We start from the raw sequence: 16,767 nt of genomic DNA on the forward strand, positions 1-16,767 counted from the left end.
TTCTCCTTTTAACTTAAAGCTTAATTACTTCACAATATTATATCATACAACCGTACTTGTCATCTGACAAGCACGGCGTACTAACACCCTTATTTTTCAATCTTCACAATATCTTCTTGTTCTCTGTTGACTGAACCGCTTGCTTTAATGCTGACTGTTTCTCCTTCAGCAAGGTTTGTAAATACAATCGGTGTCATGAGAGATGGTACATTCGGTTTGACTGCATGCAGATCAACTTCAAGAAGTTTTTGTCCAGGCTCAACGCGGTCTCCTTCTGATACGAAAGACGTAAATCCTTCGCCCTTCAGGCTGACGGTATCAATACCAAAGTGGATTAAAATTTCTCTTCCGCCGTCGGATTGCAGGCCGATCGCATGTTTCGTCGGGAACACATTTAGAATTTTTCCGCGAACCGGTGATACGACAATTCCTTCAGAAGGGAGAATCGCAAAACCGTCACCCATCATTTTTCCTGAGAAGACTTGGTCAGGAACATCCGTAATCGGGTGAATTTCCCCGGTAATCGGAGAAACGAAAACTTCCTCGCCGATTTCATTTTGCAGCGGTTCTGCAATCACTTCCTCAACCTGCTGGCCTACTTCCTCTTGAGCAGATGTTTTCGGTTCAGGTCTAGGCTTGCGTCCCGCAATAATGTCTTGCATTTGTGTTTTTAACCCGTCAGAACGCGGTCCGAAAATAGCCTGAATGTTGTTGCCGACTTCCAGCACTCCGGAAGCGCCAAGCTGTTTCAGACGGTCTTTATCAACCTTTTTCTGATCGTTTACAGTCACACGCAGACGAGTGATACAAGCATCAAGGTGTTTGATGTTTTCCTGGTCACCCATTGCCTGCAGAATCTCATAAGGAAGATCCCCTGCTTCACCTGTTTTCCCAGGTGCTGTTGTTTCTTCCGCAGCATCCTCGCGTCCAGGTGTTTTCAGATTAAATTTGCGGATGGCAAATCGGAATCCGAAGTAGTAAATGACCGCTAACCCTAAGCCGACAGGGATGACAAGCCACCATGCCGTCCGGTTCGGTAAAATACCGAATAGGAAGTAGTCAATTAAACCGCCGGAGAATGTCATACCAATCTTAACATTCAACAGCTGCATGACCATGAATGAAAGTCCCGCAAACAAACAGTGAATCGCAAACAGGACTGGAGCAACGAATAAGAAAGAAAATTCCAATGGCTCTGTGATCCCCGTTAAGAAGGATGTCAAGGCCGCTGAACCCATAATACCTGCAACGAGTTTTTTGTTTTGCGGTTTTGCTTCATGATAAATGGCAAGCGCCGCAGCAGGCAGACCGAACATCATAAATGGATATTTACCTGTCATGAACGTACCTGCCGTTAACTGTACGCCGTCTTTAATCTGCGCCATAAAGATACGCTGATCCCCGCGGATGATTTCTCCTGCTGCACTCTTATAGCTGAAGAATTCATACCAGAACGGCGAATAGAAAATGTGGTGCAATCCGAATGGGATAAGCGAACGTTCAATCACCCCGAAGATAAATGCAGCAAGGGTTGGATTCGCTTCCACTAATCCTGTTGAAAAGGCATTCAATCCATGCTGGATCGGAGGCCAGATCACTAACATAATAAGACCCAGAATCAGTGCAGAAATTGACGTAACAATTGGAACGAAACGTTTACCCGCAAAGAAACCAAGGTATTGCGGCAGTTCAATTGTGTAAAATCTGTTAAACAATAATGCAGCTAACACACCGACGATAATACCGCCGAACACCCCTGTCGCCAGGGTAGGTATACCAAGCATGTTTACATATGCAGGATGGTTTTCCGTAAAGAACTTGGCTCTTTCAACTGAATCCGAAGGAATGGTTCCGTTTGCAAGAAGAACCGCACTCATGGATACATTCATTACAAGATAACCGATAATTGCTGCAATCCCTGCAACTCCATCACCATTGGCAAGCCCGATGGCTACACCTACTGCGAAAAGAAGCGGAAGGTTATCGAAAACAATCTGCCCAGCGCTTTCCATCACACCTGCTACAAGCTGAACATTGTCATTGCTCAAGAAATGCAGGACCTGAATCATGTCCTTATTTTGCATCGCATTCCCGATCGCAAGCAAAATACCCGCAGCCGGAAGGATCGCAACTGGAAGCATAAGCGCACGCCCAATTTTTTGAAGAACGCCGAATAATGCTTTAAACATAAGAATTGACCTCCTCTTTTTACTAGTCTGACCTTACAGCTAAAAATCATGACAACGAATTCACAGGCGTAAGTCTTCCAGTTTAACCGTTTACATTTGCCCTTTTACACAACAAAAAGGCATGAGCAAAATTGGGTGCGCAAAAGAACGAGAATGAACTTCCCGTTTTTTTCCCTCAATCACTCATGCCTGATCGAATCAGTAACACGTTATAAGGATAAACTGAATTTATGAAATTTTATTGGTTAATCGGTACAGATGAAGCGTCAGATAAACCGCTTCCGCCTCATGAACTGGTTTCTTCAATGTTTGCTGCAAGATTTTAATCAATTTCCAAGCTGTATTGTAGCATAGCGGATATTCATTTTTCAATAACAACATTAATTTTTCTGGTTCTTTAGTCGGTTCTTCTTTTTTAATTCTTTCTATTGTAAATCTGATATGCCTGATCAGCCGCAAATAGTTGACACTTTCCTTATTTACTTTCATTTGAAATGAGTCTTCAATCACCTCGACAAGCTGCGCCATGAGCTGAGAGTGCTGATTGACCTCGGACAGCAGACGGTTTGTCAACGCTGAATGGATATGCAGAGCGATAAAACCAATCTCCCCTTCCGGAAGGCAGATTCCCGCTTTTTCATTGATCATATCTATGACTTCTTTGGCAATTTGGTACTCCTCAGGATATAGTGACTGAGTCTCCATTAGAAATGGATTTTTCATATCAAATCCCTGCTGCTGCCTTTTGATCGCAAATGCGATATGGTCTGTCAACGCAATGTGAATATGTTCATTTAATGAGTGATTAGTCCTATTTCTTATGTGATAGATGACATCGTTTGAAATATCAACGAGCTTTTCATCAACATAGTCAAGGAGCTTTTTAAATTGCTTTTGTTCCTTCTCGTCTTTTAAAATGAACATTTTATCGTAGCCTTTATCTTCAATGACATCATCTTGTTTTTTTCCGAAACCAATACCTTTTCCGATTAAAACGACTTCGCTGTATTTATGATGAGAAGCAATTAATACGTTATTATTCAGTACCTTTTTCACTGTGAAGGACCCATTCACGATCCTCAGCTCCTTTGTCATTCAATACCTCATATCGTACATAACGAACGGAATGCACGTCAAACCTTTTTTCAATGCATTCACTAAACAGTCGATCTTTCGATGAGACGGTAATCCAGAACTTTCCTTTCAATTGGCTGTCCTTGAATTCTTTTTTCCAGTATGGCAAATGCCTGCTTTCCCATTTCCCTTGTCTGAATATCGATCGTTGTGATTCCAAGCGCTTGGCTGATTTCGTGGTTATCAACGCTTAAGATTGCAAGCTCATCCGGTACTGACACCCGCTGGTTCTTTGCTTCAAGAAAAAGTCCTGCTGAGACTTGGTCATTGGCAACAAAAATAGCCGTCGGCTTTTCCTTCCACGTTTTCCATTTATGAAAAAGCGCCTTCCCATCATTGATTGTAATCGCTTTCTCAATTACCCAGTCTTCACGAAATGCCTCGCCGATCTCTTCCAATGCCTCTTTGTAGGCTTTGATTCGAAAATGGCTGTTCATGCCTTTTTTTCTTGCCAAACAGATGGCTATTTTTTTGTGCCCTTTGGCAATTAAATAGTCCAAGCCGTTCCGAAATGCTTCTTGGTGAGGAATGCTGATGGTTGGGAAGCGGGCATTATCTGAATTCTGGCAAAGCAAAATCGGGCCCTCCCATTCCATGAGTTTCTCATCAGCAAGCGCCTTTGAGCAAAAAATCAGGCCGTCAACCTGGCGCTGCTTTAATTGGGACAGCGCAAAGATTTCTTTTTGTACCTCATAGTTTGTTTGGAATAAAGAGAGGTGAACCCCGGATTCCGCGGCTGCGTCGGCTATTCCTGCAATCAGCTCTGCAAAATATGGCAGATTAACCGTCGGCAAGACAACACCAATCATGTTTGAAAATCCTTTCGACAAATGTACAGCGTGAATATTTCTCGTGTACTTCAATGATTCCATTGCCTCAAACACTCTTTTTCGTTTGTCTTCACTGACGTATGGATGATTGTTTATGACTCGGGAAACCGTTGTAACAGAGACACCGGCTTTTTCTGCAATGTCTTTAATATTAGCCATAGATTCCCTTCTTTCTAAATCCCCTTGATCTGGAATGCGTTTCATACAATATGATATGGACGTACCAGATATCTTTTTGTGTTTTAAGCTGAAAGGAGAAGATCACATGGGTTTCTTCATTTTAATTGGGTTATGTCTCACTGTTCTCGGTGGCAGCTGTCTTGCTGTAAAACCTCTCAACCAAAAACATGAAATTAAACCCTTTCGAACATTTGATGATTTTTTTATTTAATGCAGATAAAAAAGGACGATGTCGAGAACAAAGTCCTTTTTTATTTCTATTACAGTATGATCAAATCCTTTGGATATTGGGTCAGAGCAACTGCTCCTTCCATTGTTACGTGAACGTCATCCTCAATGCGCACGCCGCCGATCTCAGGCACATAAATCCCCGGTTCGATCGTGTAGACCATGCCTTCCTGCAACAGTGTATCGTTGGCCTGGCTCATGGATGGATACTCATGGACAGAAATTCCGAGTCCATGCCCAAGCCGGTGAGGAAAATAATCACCGTATCCCGCTTTTTCAATGATTCCGCGGGCAGTTAAATCCAGATCTCCGATTCTCACACCGGGTTTGCTTGCCTCAATCGCGGCTTTTTCCGCTTGAAGCACAGTCTCGTAAATGGCCTCCTGCTTCGGATTGATGGTTTTGTATGCAAACGTTCTTGTAATATCAGAGCAATAGCCATCAAGAATAACACCGAGATCAAATAAAACAAAATCACCTTTTTTCAACGTGGCTGTACCAGGATTTCCATGAGGCTGGCCAGATTTTTCTCCGAATAAAACCATTGTAGAGAAAGACATGCCCTGAATTCCTTTTTTCTTCAGCTCATACTCAATTTGAGCGAGCACTTCCACTTCACTGATGCCTTCACGCAAAGCGGCTGTGCCGACTTCAACACCGTAATCTGCAAGCTTTGCCGCCTCTTTCAGCAAACGAATCTCATTGTCATCTTTAATCAGTCGAAATTGATTGAGTGTTTCTTCTGCTGAAACAAATTGAGCCCCGCCCGTCGCATGCTTCAGCTGTTCTGCACGTGATAGCGAGATTGAATCCTTTTCTACCGCAAGCGTATGTATGCTGATATTTCGCTTTTTCAAGGCCTTCTCTATCAGCTCCCACGGATTTTCGTGATCCGCATAGCCAATGATTTCATGATTCCAGCCTGCGTTGCGGGCCTGTCCTGCTTCCATTCCTGGACAAACAAAGAAAGGCTCCTCTTCTTGAAAAATAAATAACCCCATTAATCTTTCATGCGGCTCTGTGTAAAAACCGGTTAAGTAAAAAACATTTTCTTTCGTATGAATAAATGCGGCAGTATGCCCCGCTTCCTTCAGCCATGAAGAGACGCGTTGTATTCTATTCACTTCTTGTTCCTCCCTGCCATTTGCAATGCATTGTTCTGTCTTCCATTGTAACAGGTTTTACCGGTGTTTGCCTTTCACGACGCCTTCATTTTCTAATGCATTTTATTTCCTGCTCCTCTTCCTGTATACTGACAGTAACGTTCAATCGCAGGGGGGTTGTTCCGTTTGCTGATGAATTTTTTCAGACGAAAAGCAGTTATGCTCTTAACGGTTTTGGGAATTTCCGCTCCTTTTATCGGGATGAAGATGGTGGGCTTTTATTATTACAGCTCTATCATAGGCTGTGCAGCGGGTTTCCTTTGCTGCATCCTCGCTCTCATCCTAGTTATGAAAAGATCTGATAAAGACAAAAATGAAGGGAAAGCTTGATACATAAAAAGCCAGCAGCCTGATTAGGCTGCTGGTTTTATTTTAGGAGTCTTAAACCGTTTAGTATGACTAAAATCGTACTGCCCTCATGACCAATCACGCCAAATGGCAATTCCATCGCCTGCAAAAAGTTTGCACAAATCAGCAGGCAGATTACAGCTAGAGAAAACACGATATTTTGTTTGATGATCCTGTTCATTTTCCGAGACAAGCGGCACATGTTTACGAGTTTTTTCAAATCGTTTTTCATGAGGACCATATCAGCGGTCTCAAGTGCTACATCTGTTCCGCCGCCCATCGCAATGCCGACATCCGCCGCTTTGAGTGCCGGCGCATCATTGATTCCGTCACCCACCATTGCAATCGTTCCGAATTCTTCTTTTAACCGTTTGATTTCATTCACTTTTTGGTCCGGCAGGCATTCTGCTACGACAGTTGTCATGCCGGCTTCCTTGGCAATCGCTTGAGCCGTGTCTTCGTGATCTCCTGTCAGCATGGCCGTTTTAATCCCAAATCGGTTCAGTTCTTCCATGACCTCTTTTGCTTCAGGCCTGATTTGGTCCTTCAGTGCGATACAGCCTGCTATTTGATCATCCTTTTTCACAAATACAATTGTATGACCGCTTTGAATGACATCTGATGCTGTTTGTTTCAAAAATTGTGCTGCCATTTCCTCGCCGATAAAACCTGCTTTACCGACCTTCCATTTCGCACCCGACACTTCTGCCATAACGCCAAACCCTGAGGTTTCTTCTATAGATATGTAGCCAGACTGATTCACGCCGCGGCTTTCAGCGTACGCCGTTATGGCTTGGGCGAGCGGATGGCTTGATTGCATTTCGATGGCATAGACAGCCTCAAGAACTTCCGCTTCACTGAATCCTTCTGCTATTCTAATCGTCTCTACGGCAGGCTGGCCTTTTGTTACAGTGCCGGTTTTATCAAAGGCGATCATTTGCACTGAGCCCAGCTGTTCAAGAAAGACGCTTCCTTTCACAAGCATACCGTTGCGGGCGCCATTTGAAATCAGGGACAGCGCCGCCGGCATAATAGAGGCGACAAGCGCACAAGGTGACGCGACAACCATAAACACCATTGCGCGGTAGAAGGTTTCACTCCAGCTCCAGCCCAGCGCAAAGTGCGGGACGAATAAAAGGAGCGCCACCGCAATTAGCACACCTTTCACATAAGCATTTTCAAATCGTTCGATGAAAGCCTGCGCGGGTGAAACACTATTTTGCGCTGATTCAACCAGTTTGATAATTTTTCTGAATAACGAATCTTCATTTGCTTTCGTGACACGGACAGTCAAGGAGCCATTGCGATTCACCGTTCCTGTGAATACAGCGTCGCCTCTGTTTTTTTCTACAGGCATTGATTCACCTGTTAAAGCCGACTCGTCAAGACTTGTCGAGCCCGATTCAATGATACCGTCTGCCGCTACGCGTTCTCCAGGTTTAATCACAATCATATCACCGGCCTGCAAGTCTGAAACCGGAACTCTTTTGGTTTCACCATTGACCATCAATGTCGCTTCTTCAGGCTCAAGCTGCATTAAAGACGTTAAATCTCTGCTGCTTTTATTCATCGTGTATGTTTCTAAAGCTCCGCTTAAGGAAAAAATAAATATTAAAATAGCACCCTCTGCCCAGTATCCGATCAAGGCGGAACCAACGGCAGCGAAAATCATTAAAAGTTCTACATTCAGCGTTTTGGATTCGAGTGTTTCTTCGATTCCTTCCTTTGCTTTAGCAAATCCGCCGATCACAAAAGCCAGCAAGAAAAGTATTATGGATAATACCTGATATCCGGATAAGAGCCAGCCTGCCAAAATAAGAGCGCCTGATACAAGTGCTGCAATAAGCTCCGCGTGCTGTGCCCAGTTTTTTTCCCTCTTGTCTGTTTTCAATGGCTCGTGCGGGTCGCGTTGAACGATAACTTGTTCATTCATATCGAATTCTCCTCTCTAATTGAGAACGTAAATCATCTTCATTTCTCTTATAAAAACAAAATCGCTGCCCAAAAGGCAGCTTTATCGTCAGTTATTTCTTGATGTCTTCCTTTATTATAGCACGCACGAAGAGAATTTCAATTATAATTATTTTAATTTCTTTTTGATAATAATTATCATTAATGTTTATTCACTTCTTCTCTATATGAAAAAAGCTGAGAGTCTATGCTCTCAGCTATTCTACCGTCCATTCCTTCAGTTGTTCCTTTGTCATCGGGCCAATTTTTGTTTTTTCAATTTCTCCCTTTTCATTCAGCAAAAATGATGTTGGGATCGTGATGATATGATACTCCTTCATCAATTCCCCTTTTGAGTCAAGGACAATTGGAAACGTCAGCTTGTTTGCTTTAATAAAGTCTTCAACGACTTGCTGATTTTGTTCCGAATTCACTAAATTCACCGTTACCAGCTTCACACTGTCGGATGGATGGGCATCATAAAACGATTGAAACTGTGGAAGCTCCTTTTTGCAGGGCGGACACCATGACGTCCAAAAATGGAGAATTGTTTTTTGCCCTTTATTCGGAATCGAGATGTCCTCCCCTTCTATCGTTTTCATAAGAAAAACAGCGGGAACAGCAGGCTGTTTTTCCTCAGCTTGTGCCGCACATGGAAACCATGCAATCAACCCTAATAACATAATGTATATAGTAAGCAAGCGCTTCGTCAACATGGAATCTTCCTTTCATGCTTTTCAATTAGCTTGCCCCCGCAATTCCTTTATCATCCTTCAATTCGCGGCGTTCTGGTCCCTCCCGTAAGAAATACGGATACCTTCAATGCTTTGCAGATCGTGGCATAGTGCAGGCTCGTCAAAAGAATCATGCCAGTGTTCATTCCAAGGATAATCCCGAGCATTTGCAGATTCTCCATTGATCCCAGTACATACATCATACTTAGCGCAACGATATGGCTCCATACATTGTGATAAAAAGCCTCTTTCACAAAACCCATCCCGATTAAGCACGCCTGCAGCGGCATGACAAACAGATGAAAGAGAAAGTAAGGCCACAACAGCTGTAGGTAATACTGCGCTTCAGGAGAGTGAAAAAACAAATGCGTGAGAGGTCCCGCAAACTGGAACATGACCCAGACGGCAGGTATACCGTAACCTAATGTAATGAAAATCGACTGCTTCAGTCTTTTTAACACGATGTCATACTGAGAAAGCGCATAAGCTTCCGAAATACTCGGTATCATGACGACCATTAACGAATGGGCAATAAAAGCAGGGAACGACCCTATCGTCACAGCCACTCCTGCCAGCATTCCGTATTGATCGATCGCCGCTGTCCCGGCAACGCCCGCAGCCAAAAGAGCTCCTTTTACTAAAAAGGGTTCAATTGCATTGACAACCGCATGAAAAATACGCAGTCCTGTTGTAGGAATTGAAACAGCAAGCAGTCTTTTCCTTACATCCTTTCCGCGCAAATGAATGTGCTGCTGGCCGGATAACGCCCGCCTTGCCATGATAAATTGTGAATATAAGTAAACAAGCACGACCACATCACTCACGACTAGAACAAACAAGGAAATCAGCACAGCCATGTCCAATTCAAATGAGTACCATTGAAAAAAGAGGAATAAGCACAAGAGCTGGATGATTTTTTTCAGCACATTGGCAATTGCGATCTTCCCCATTTTCTGCACACCCATAAAGTAGCCCCTGGCGATTGAAGTAAAGGCGACAACAGGAATTAAGCCGATGACAATCCCTTTAATAAACGGGTGGTATGTATCAAATACCGGAATAAACGGAAGCGCAATACTAGCGGCGGCAGTAGAAAAAGCAGTAAAAATGGCTGTCATTCTGAAAGCGTGCCTCAGCATGCTTTCATGAAGCTTAGGATTTGACTCGGCAATGAATTTAGAAATGGATATCGGCAGTTCCAGGCTCGCGATGACAATAATTAAAAAGATCGTGGGCAAAATACTCATGTAAAGCCCCATCCCATGCTCGCCAAGCTCCCGCGCCAAAATCATATTGACGACAAATTCAAGGCATTCAGCGAAAAAGGCGGCAATGGATAAAAGAATGATCCCTTTCACAAATCGATTCATGATGTCTCTCCTTGTCTCTTGTACTACCAACATCATATGAGACAAGTTCAAAAATTATTTTATTTTTACTCTTTATATGAAAAAAAGCACAGCTGAGACAAATTGTCTCTTCTATGCTTAGACGGCAAAAACGTGTCTGCCGATTTTTTCTACGATTTTTCTTGAACGAATCCAATTATCTGACGCTGTTTTCGGATTATAAAAGAATATGGCATCTGTTTCTCTATTTTTTGAGGACAGCGCTTCTTCGGCAGCTTCAATCGATTCTTTATCAGGCTTTTGGTTAATGCTCCCGTTTGCGACCGGTTCAAAGGCGTTTTTCTGATAAATAACTCCTCTTATCGTATCAGGAAAACCTTTTTTCTCCGTTCTGTTCAGTACAACGCTTGCTACAGCGACCTTGCCTTTATATGATTCTCCTTTGGCCTCTGCGTGAACGAGACGGGACAGCAACTCTTTTTCAGACTGTGTATATGTTTCTTTCTCATCATTTGTTTTGTCCGGTTTATCTTTCTCTTTCTTTTCGGTGTGTGCTGATAGCTTAATCGGTTTTATTTTCTTGTCTTTATCAGCAGACAGTGAAGGGAAAGATTCATTCGTATTTCGATCTATATGTGTAAGCCATTTCGCTTCTTCATGTTTTGTCTTCTTTGCGCTCAGTAGTGAAGCTTGTGTATGCTCAATTTTGGCTGCAGGCATGAAACAAAGAAGAAAAACAGCCAGAGCAGTGAATTTCGTTGTCATACAGTTTCCTCCTTAAAGTGCTCCAAAAAACACTTCATAACCTTAACAAGAGATCCATTCATTTTCACGGAAAAAGATTTTCCAACTCTCCCAAGGAGGTATCAGGATGGAATAAAGAGGATGACTCACTGCTTAATGGCAAAAAAACAGTTTGAAATTCTATAAATATTGTCAAATTAAAACATGTTTATCCATTTTTGACACTTTACATTTTATTTACACCTGTTACAGACAGCTGTAATAAAAGGCTTGTGTTCTGTCATATATGATAAAAAGGCTTCTCACGTATGAGAAACCTTCAGCTTCTTGGCTGTTCTAAGTATTGAAAGATAACATCTCCGCCTTGCTGGGCAATTCCTCGGAAATGTTTAAAATCATCTTGTTTAGATAACACGGCCCTGAAATCAAGAAAATGCTCTTTCTGGACTCTCAGTTCGTTTATGGCGCCGGTGCGCAGCTGTTCAATCATTTCTGTTATTTCTTCGGGACGCAACAAAAATTCCCCCCTTTTCTTTCTATTGACGAAAATCAATATATCATCTTTATAGCGACAGAACAATTCATAAGGGAGATAAAACTCCTTATCGCTTTACTTCTCAATGAAAATACTGCAAAATACTTTCAAAAGGCATTATTATGTTTAAAGGAGAGGAAGCTTGTGAAAATCGCTAAGGTTGGGAATGTCATTGAATTTAAAAACGGATTAACCGGTGTTGTTGAAAAAGTAAATGAGAATTCTGTTATCGTTGATGTGACGATCATGGATAACTATCGGGATCTTGAGTTAGATTCATTGACAGTTGTTAATCATAAAAATTATAAGATCATCAGAGACTCCTATTAAAACCTCCTTATTTCCACATTTATTCAAAAAACTGCAAGACGGACAATTTAACACCTTACATATGAAATTCGCTTTCTCAAAAGCTGCCGGCCGGCAGCTTTTTTACATAAAAAACACCGATCATGAATCGGCGTTTTTGTCTATTTCCGTTATTTCTATATAGAACGCGCTGACGGCCCCTGGTTCGTACAGGTTGGTCAATGATGTTGAATAATTTGTCATTTCCCCCCGGAAGGCAAGATCGCGTTCCGGAACCTCGACATTAAACGTTTTTTCATACAACAGGACAGCGATATCATGGTAAGTCTCACTCGTAACGTTTAAGGTAAATGCAATTTTTCGCTTCGGCTCGCTCTCCTCTTGATATGCAGTCATTTCTAACGTTACATTGTTTAACCGCAATGTCTTCACTTCATATCACTCCTTTATAGTCCATGCATCTTAGCATACCTTAGCGAATGTTTACAATGAATCTGTTCTTAACGGTTATATGAACCAATTCATTCGAAAAGACATCTTTACAAACATACGTTCGTTAAATTATAATAAAACAGACGAGCTGCCATCCAGCATCCCGTCTTTTCATTAGAAAGCGGCGAGTGGAATTCCCCCCCGGATTCGCTCGTCTTTTTTATGTAAAAACCCCCTCATTTCTAAGGAGAAACTATATGGTCGATTATCAACAAGTCATGTTTCACCATGCGTACCTTGGCGCCTTGAATTTCCCCATCCTTTAATGAGAGCGGCCAATCAATTCTCATCATGTTTTTTAGATAAACCAGCATCCATTCAGGAAGTATATGAGTGTATGTTTTTAAAGTTCTAGTTAGTCGTGCGCTTCCATATCGATCCTGAACAATTCTGAATGAAATGCAATAATCCTGCTATTAAGGTAGCATGTGTATGACTTAAATCATGGAAGCAGAATAAATTCAACACATCCGTAATTACTTGAAATGCGTACTATAACATAAGTTTGAATGGGGATTTCAAGCCCAATGTAATGCCTCGTATAGAACATTCCGGGAGAAGGGCCTATGGAATGCCCACACTGTTTTACCCACACTCGTAATAAACTCCTTTCAGTATGTCCATTTAGAGATTCATTGCAATTATCTTCGAATTTTGTTCTGAACTATAAATCATTATATATTTTTAAACACTGTATTCCAGACTGACGCATCTTCTTGTCCAAGACTCCAGCTGCCAAGACCTTTCAGATTATATTTTTGAGCGAGTTTTATTTTTGCTCTGAGTGACTGTTCATTTTCAAACCATAATGTATATGTTCCCGAAGGCAACGGCCCCTTGTTATCGTGATTGACAGTAAAAATAGCTTTTGGAGATTGACTCTTGGTGTCAAAAATAATTGTTCCGCTATGCCTTTTTACTAATGAGTCAACAAGGTAAAGGGGAATGGCTTGAGAGGCAGATTGGCCTTCCATCCAGCAGCGGCCATAGAATGGCAATCCTAAAACTAGTTTTTGAGGAGAGATTTTTTGGGTCAGAACATATTGAATGGACTTTTCCACCCATCCTACACTTGCGGTAGGCCCAGCAAGGCGGCTTTCATCATAGGCCATAACCATAAGATAATCTGCATATTTAGCTAAATACTCGTAATCATATGATCCGTGCCAGCCCTTCGTCCAGCCAAAAGGATTTGCCGCCACTGCAACTGATACTTCTTTATGTCTAGGAATACTTTCCCTTACCAATCTAACAAAATCTGTAAATAGATTCCGATCTTTTTCTGTAAGGTTTTCTATATCGATATTAATTCCGTCCAAATCCAGTTCTTCTATTGCATGAGAAATTTGTTTAGCTAAACGAACTCGGTTCATTAATGCAAATCGTCCCAAATCCTGATCCCAATGATTGCTTAGAAAAGGAACTACTTTTAATTTTCTTCTATGAAGAGCTTTAATCACATCGGGATTAGCTGAACGGAGAAGTAATGATCCATCTTTTCTGATATAGAAAAAATCAGGAGACACAACATTTAATACTCCGTTCGTTTGATCAACGTGTTGAATAAAATCCCATCCTAATCCAGAATAGAAATAGCTCATTTGAAACATCTCATAACCCCTTCATCCCCAAAAATATCAAGTTCCCCACAAATAAAAAAATAAGGATTGTCATTTCAATTTGATTCGTTTCCGAAACCTCAAAGATTATCTTTCTCTTATCTTTATAATTTGTCCAGGATAAATTCTATCTGAAGAAAGCTTATTAAGATTCATAAGTTGTTGTACCGGAATTTTAAAGGATTTGGCAATCGTCCATAATGTATCGCCGGATTCCACATGATATACTTCGTATGTCACGGGAAATTCCATATAACGAGGCGTTCTTTTTACTTTATTCGCTTGATTTCTTATTTTAGGTATTTTCCCTTTCATTCATATTACTCTCCTTTAGAATAATTTGTTATTAATATTTCTAAACCGTTTCTCTCTAATCTTAATGATTTGTCCAGCATATATTTGATCTGATTTGAAATGATTAAGCTCCATGAGTTGCTGCAGGGAAACGTTATACTTCCTGGCAATTATTGATAATGTTTCACCGGGAGTAACATGATGGATCACGTATTTTTCTTTGAGAACATCTACATAATGAATGGTTTCCCCTAAGTTTCTTATAATTCCTCTGCTTTTTAGCACCTCAAGCATTCTCTCGGCTCTATGCCGATAGGAATCATTCTTTACAGCCTTTTTACCGTTTATCTGAATCTTTTTTCTCTCGCTATCATGATTCAAATAGTATTTAACCTTCTCCAATGTTTCTTTTGGGGAGGAAGAAACGATGAGATCGCGGCCAGGTTTGAATTTACCTCGAACTGATGGTGTATCCGATGTCAATAAAAACCCCCCGGAACCAAGAATCTCATAGGTGCGTTGCGTAAGTTGGCTTTCACAGTTTTGCAAACCGATAATGATTTTTGCTGAACTGTAAACTTTATATGCTTCAGTATAATCAAGGTATCCATGGATCCAATTGCGGGGAATTTCTCTTCCTATATATTTACTCATTTTTTCCCAATTTCTCCCCCAAAAATCAATGCGAATACCCTTCCGTATAAGAGGACGAATAAGCGTTTTTAAAGAGGACGAACGGAACACTTCCGGATGTTCTTCAAGAAAATTAGGGTAAGCATTAGCCACCACTGCTATATCACAACTGTATTTCGCTAATGGTTTAATCTGGTGATGTATACTTTCGTGAAATGCAAAGTCTAAGTGAGCTGCTTTAATCCCCATGCTTTCATAAGTTTTACACAGAGAAGGCGTAACCGTGAAAACAAAATCCGGTTTCATCTTTTTAATTAATGGGATAGTAAAGTTTTGAGTGTGCAGCGGGTCTTCAGTAGCCCAATAAACGAGAGGGATATTCACCTTTTTAGTAGCGTTGCGAATCCAGGCCTGCTTTTCCCTTGAATGCTCTGGTGTCCATCCCATAGATACTATTAGATCTGGTTTAAATTCGTCTATCATTTCAGTGATATTTTCCCGACTTACAGGACCGGAAATCATTACGGTATGTCCTGCTTCCCTAAACCCATTCGGTATACCATAGAGCCACATGGGATGACTCTCAAGGAAAAGAATTTTCACACATTTCCATCCTCTCTTTCACTTTTAATGTCTACTTTATTGGTATGTATATGTAATATAACTTGTCGCGGTACTAGTCTATAAAAAACGTTCAGGTGTGAGATCACAAGATAGCTTGTGTGGGATGCCCCACAAAAAAAGAAAGCAACCTACAACATATTTTCCTATGTGGTTATTCAGGACATAAGGATTCCTTTAAATATTTTTAAAAGTATTAGAATACAAGGACAGGGATATTATTTTTTATTAAAAGTCAAGAAAATGTTTAATTTTATTAATAATTAAGAAACCAAATGAAATGTCACACATTTTATAAACAAAAAGAGAGGATAGATGAACAGGGTGAAAATGCCTGTATTCAACTATCCTTTTTTTGTACAACAAATGACCTCATTTACTACAACAACGGTGTTGTTTGTTTTTCAACTAACGCCCCCGTTACTTTAAGTACATTTATTCACAGTGTAATCTTTTTTACAGGTCATTTAGTGGTAGCCCCAGGAAAATGCGAATTTATAACGTTAATCAAATTCAAACATAAAAAAGTCGAATTCCCTGTCCTTTAAGGAAAACGACTTTTTTATACGACTTCTTCAAGTAAATTCCCATCAACCTTTTTTGGGGACTATTTGTAATCTCTGCGCAGTGAAATTATACCTGTGCTAGCCCGCCATCTACGAACAATTCAACACCCGTCAAGTAACTGCTTTCGTCTGAAGCAAGGAAAGATACAGCGTTTGCTACTTCTTCAGGTGTCCCAACTTTTCCAGCTGGAACAGTATGTCTGCTATTTTCCATTACTTCTTCAAGTGCATCACCAAAAAGCTCATCGTAGGCAGGTGTAAGAATAACTCCTGGACTAACCACATTTACACGGATTTCAGTACCTTTTAGGTCAAGAATCCAGTTTCGAACCAGTGCTCTTAATGCTGCTTTAGATGCTCCATATACACTAAACGCCGGGTTGCCAATTGATCCAGCAGTAGAGCCCGTTACAATAATAGAACCTACTTTGTCTGGGAATAGTGATAATGCTTTTTGAACAGTAAAGATGGTTCCTTTAACGTTAATGTTGAACGTTCTATCAACCTGCTCTTCAGTAATTTCACCTAATGGAAGGAAGTTGCCGATGCCTGCATTAGCAAAAAGAATGTCCAACTTACCTTTTTCCTGCTTTATAATGTCATATAGTTTGTCTAAGTCTTCAAGCTTAGAAATATCACCTTGAACACCGGTTACGTTCTTGCCAATTTGGTTAACAGCTTTATCAAGTTCGTTTTGTCTACGTCCCGTGATATAAACATATGCACCTTCGTTTACAAATTTTTGTGCCGTAGCAAGACCAATCCCACTTGTTCCACCCGTTACAAGCGCTATTTTACCTTCAAATTTACCCATACTTAACACTCCTTTAGAATTAATATTATTTTATG

At 41.0% G+C, this 16,767-nt stretch carries 16 protein-coding genes; 2 read left to right on the forward strand and 14 right to left on the reverse strand.

All coding sequences use genetic code 11. The annotated features are described in order from the left end of the window. Positions 1–89: 89 nt before the first annotated feature. The 4 genes from ptsG to papB form a co-directional block, all read right to left on the reverse strand. Positions 90–2,189 (reverse strand): PTS glucose transporter subunit IIABC, encoded by a 2,100-nt coding sequence (gene ptsG, locus SB658_RS07795; protein WP_003232428.1) that lies wholly within the window; start codon positions 2,187–2,189, stop codon positions 90–92. Between the two features lie 228 nt (positions 2,190–2,417). Beyond that, a complete protein-coding gene (gene glcT, locus SB658_RS07800; RefSeq protein ID WP_003232429.1) occupies positions 2,418–3,284 on the reverse strand; it encodes a glucose PTS transporter transcription antiterminator GlcT in 867 nt (288 codons plus the stop codon). 62 nt (positions 3,285–3,346) lie between these two features. Next, entirely contained in the window at positions 3,347–4,312 is a 966-nt protein-coding gene (locus tag SB658_RS07805; protein ID WP_032677380.1) for a LacI family DNA-binding transcriptional regulator, read from the reverse strand. 281 nt (positions 4,313–4,593) lie between these two features. After that, positions 4,594–5,685 carry a di/tri-peptidase gene (gene papB, locus SB658_RS07810; protein WP_003232433.1) on the reverse strand — a complete coding sequence of 364 codons (1,092 nt, stop codon included), beginning with the start codon at positions 5,683–5,685 and terminating at the stop codon, positions 4,594–4,596. 165 nt (positions 5,686–5,850) lie between these two features. On the opposite strand from papB, the gene SB658_RS07815 reads away from it, so the two are divergent. Further along, positions 5,851–6,054: a hypothetical protein gene (locus SB658_RS07815; protein WP_014476643.1), complete on the forward strand. Its 204-nt coding sequence runs from the start codon at positions 5,851–5,853 to the stop codon at positions 6,052–6,054. 37 nt (positions 6,055–6,091) lie between these two features. Here SB658_RS07815 and pfeT read toward each other — a convergent pair whose 3' ends face one another. The 5 genes from pfeT to SB658_RS07840 all read right to left on the reverse strand — a co-directional run bounded on the left by pfeT (position 6,092) and on the right by SB658_RS07840 (position 11,363). Further along, a complete protein-coding gene (gene pfeT / locus SB658_RS07820; RefSeq protein ID WP_003232436.1) occupies positions 6,092–8,005 on the reverse strand; it encodes a metal-transporting ATPase PfeT in 1,914 nt (637 codons plus the stop codon). Between the two features lie 235 nt (positions 8,006–8,240). Beyond that, entirely contained in the window at positions 8,241–8,738 is a 498-nt protein-coding gene (gene stoA, locus SB658_RS07825; RefSeq protein WP_032677382.1) for a sporulation thiol-disulfide oxidoreductase StoA, read from the reverse strand. A gap of 50 nt (positions 8,739–8,788) precedes the next feature. Beyond that, on the reverse strand, positions 8,789–10,126 hold the full coding sequence (ykvU, locus tag SB658_RS07830) for a sporulation protein YkvU (protein ID WP_003245552.1): 1,338 nt from the start codon (positions 10,124–10,126) through the stop codon (positions 8,789–8,791). A gap of 117 nt (positions 10,127–10,243) precedes the next feature. Beyond that, positions 10,244–10,870, reverse strand: a complete 627-nt coding sequence (locus tag SB658_RS07835; RefSeq protein ID WP_003232442.1) for a cell wall hydrolase — start codon at positions 10,868–10,870, stop codon at positions 10,244–10,246. Between the two features lie 298 nt (positions 10,871–11,168). Further along, positions 11,169–11,363, reverse strand: a complete 195-nt coding sequence (locus SB658_RS07840) for a hypothetical protein (protein WP_003218622.1) — start codon at positions 11,361–11,363, stop codon at positions 11,169–11,171. 165 nt (positions 11,364–11,528) lie between these two features. On the opposite strand from SB658_RS07840, the gene SB658_RS07845 reads away from it, so the two are divergent. Further along, complete coding sequence (locus SB658_RS07845; RefSeq protein ID WP_003232446.1) at positions 11,529–11,714, forward strand: YkvS family protein; 186 nt, start codon at positions 11,529–11,531, stop codon at positions 11,712–11,714. A gap of 120 nt (positions 11,715–11,834) precedes the next feature. Here the strand turns inward: SB658_RS07845 and SB658_RS07850 are convergent, their stop codons facing one another. The 5 genes from SB658_RS07850 to SB658_RS07870 all read right to left on the reverse strand — a co-directional run bounded on the left by SB658_RS07850 (position 11,835) and on the right by SB658_RS07870 (position 16,732). After that, complete coding sequence (locus SB658_RS07850; RefSeq protein ID WP_032677385.1) at positions 11,835–12,125, reverse strand: YkvR family protein; 291 nt, start codon at positions 12,123–12,125, stop codon at positions 11,835–11,837. Between the two features lie 734 nt (positions 12,126–12,859). After that, the gene (locus tag SB658_RS07855) at positions 12,860–13,795 is read right to left on the reverse strand and encodes a glycosyl hydrolase family 18 protein (RefSeq protein WP_029726995.1); all 936 of its coding nucleotides are present in this window, start codon (positions 13,793–13,795) and stop codon (positions 12,860–12,862) included. Between the two features lie 96 nt (positions 13,796–13,891). Next, complete coding sequence (locus tag SB658_RS07860; protein ID WP_017695061.1) at positions 13,892–14,119, reverse strand: LysM peptidoglycan-binding domain-containing protein; 228 nt, start codon at positions 14,117–14,119, stop codon at positions 13,892–13,894. Between the two features lie 15 nt (positions 14,120–14,134). After that, positions 14,135–15,334, reverse strand: a complete 1,200-nt coding sequence (gene ykvP, locus SB658_RS07865; RefSeq protein ID WP_410601438.1) for a spore protein YkvP — start codon at positions 15,332–15,334, stop codon at positions 14,135–14,137. Between the two features lie 651 nt (positions 15,335–15,985). Next, positions 15,986–16,732, reverse strand: coding sequence for an SDR family NAD(P)-dependent oxidoreductase (locus SB658_RS07870; protein ID WP_101172465.1), 747 nt, complete (start codon positions 16,730–16,732; stop codon positions 15,986–15,988). Between the last annotated feature and the right edge of the window lie 35 nt (positions 16,733–16,767).

Origin of the sequence: Bacillus sp. SIMBA_008, from assembly GCF_046535495.1 — a bacterium.
Lineage (GTDB): Bacteria > Bacillota > Bacilli > Bacillales > Bacillaceae > Bacillus > Bacillus subtilis.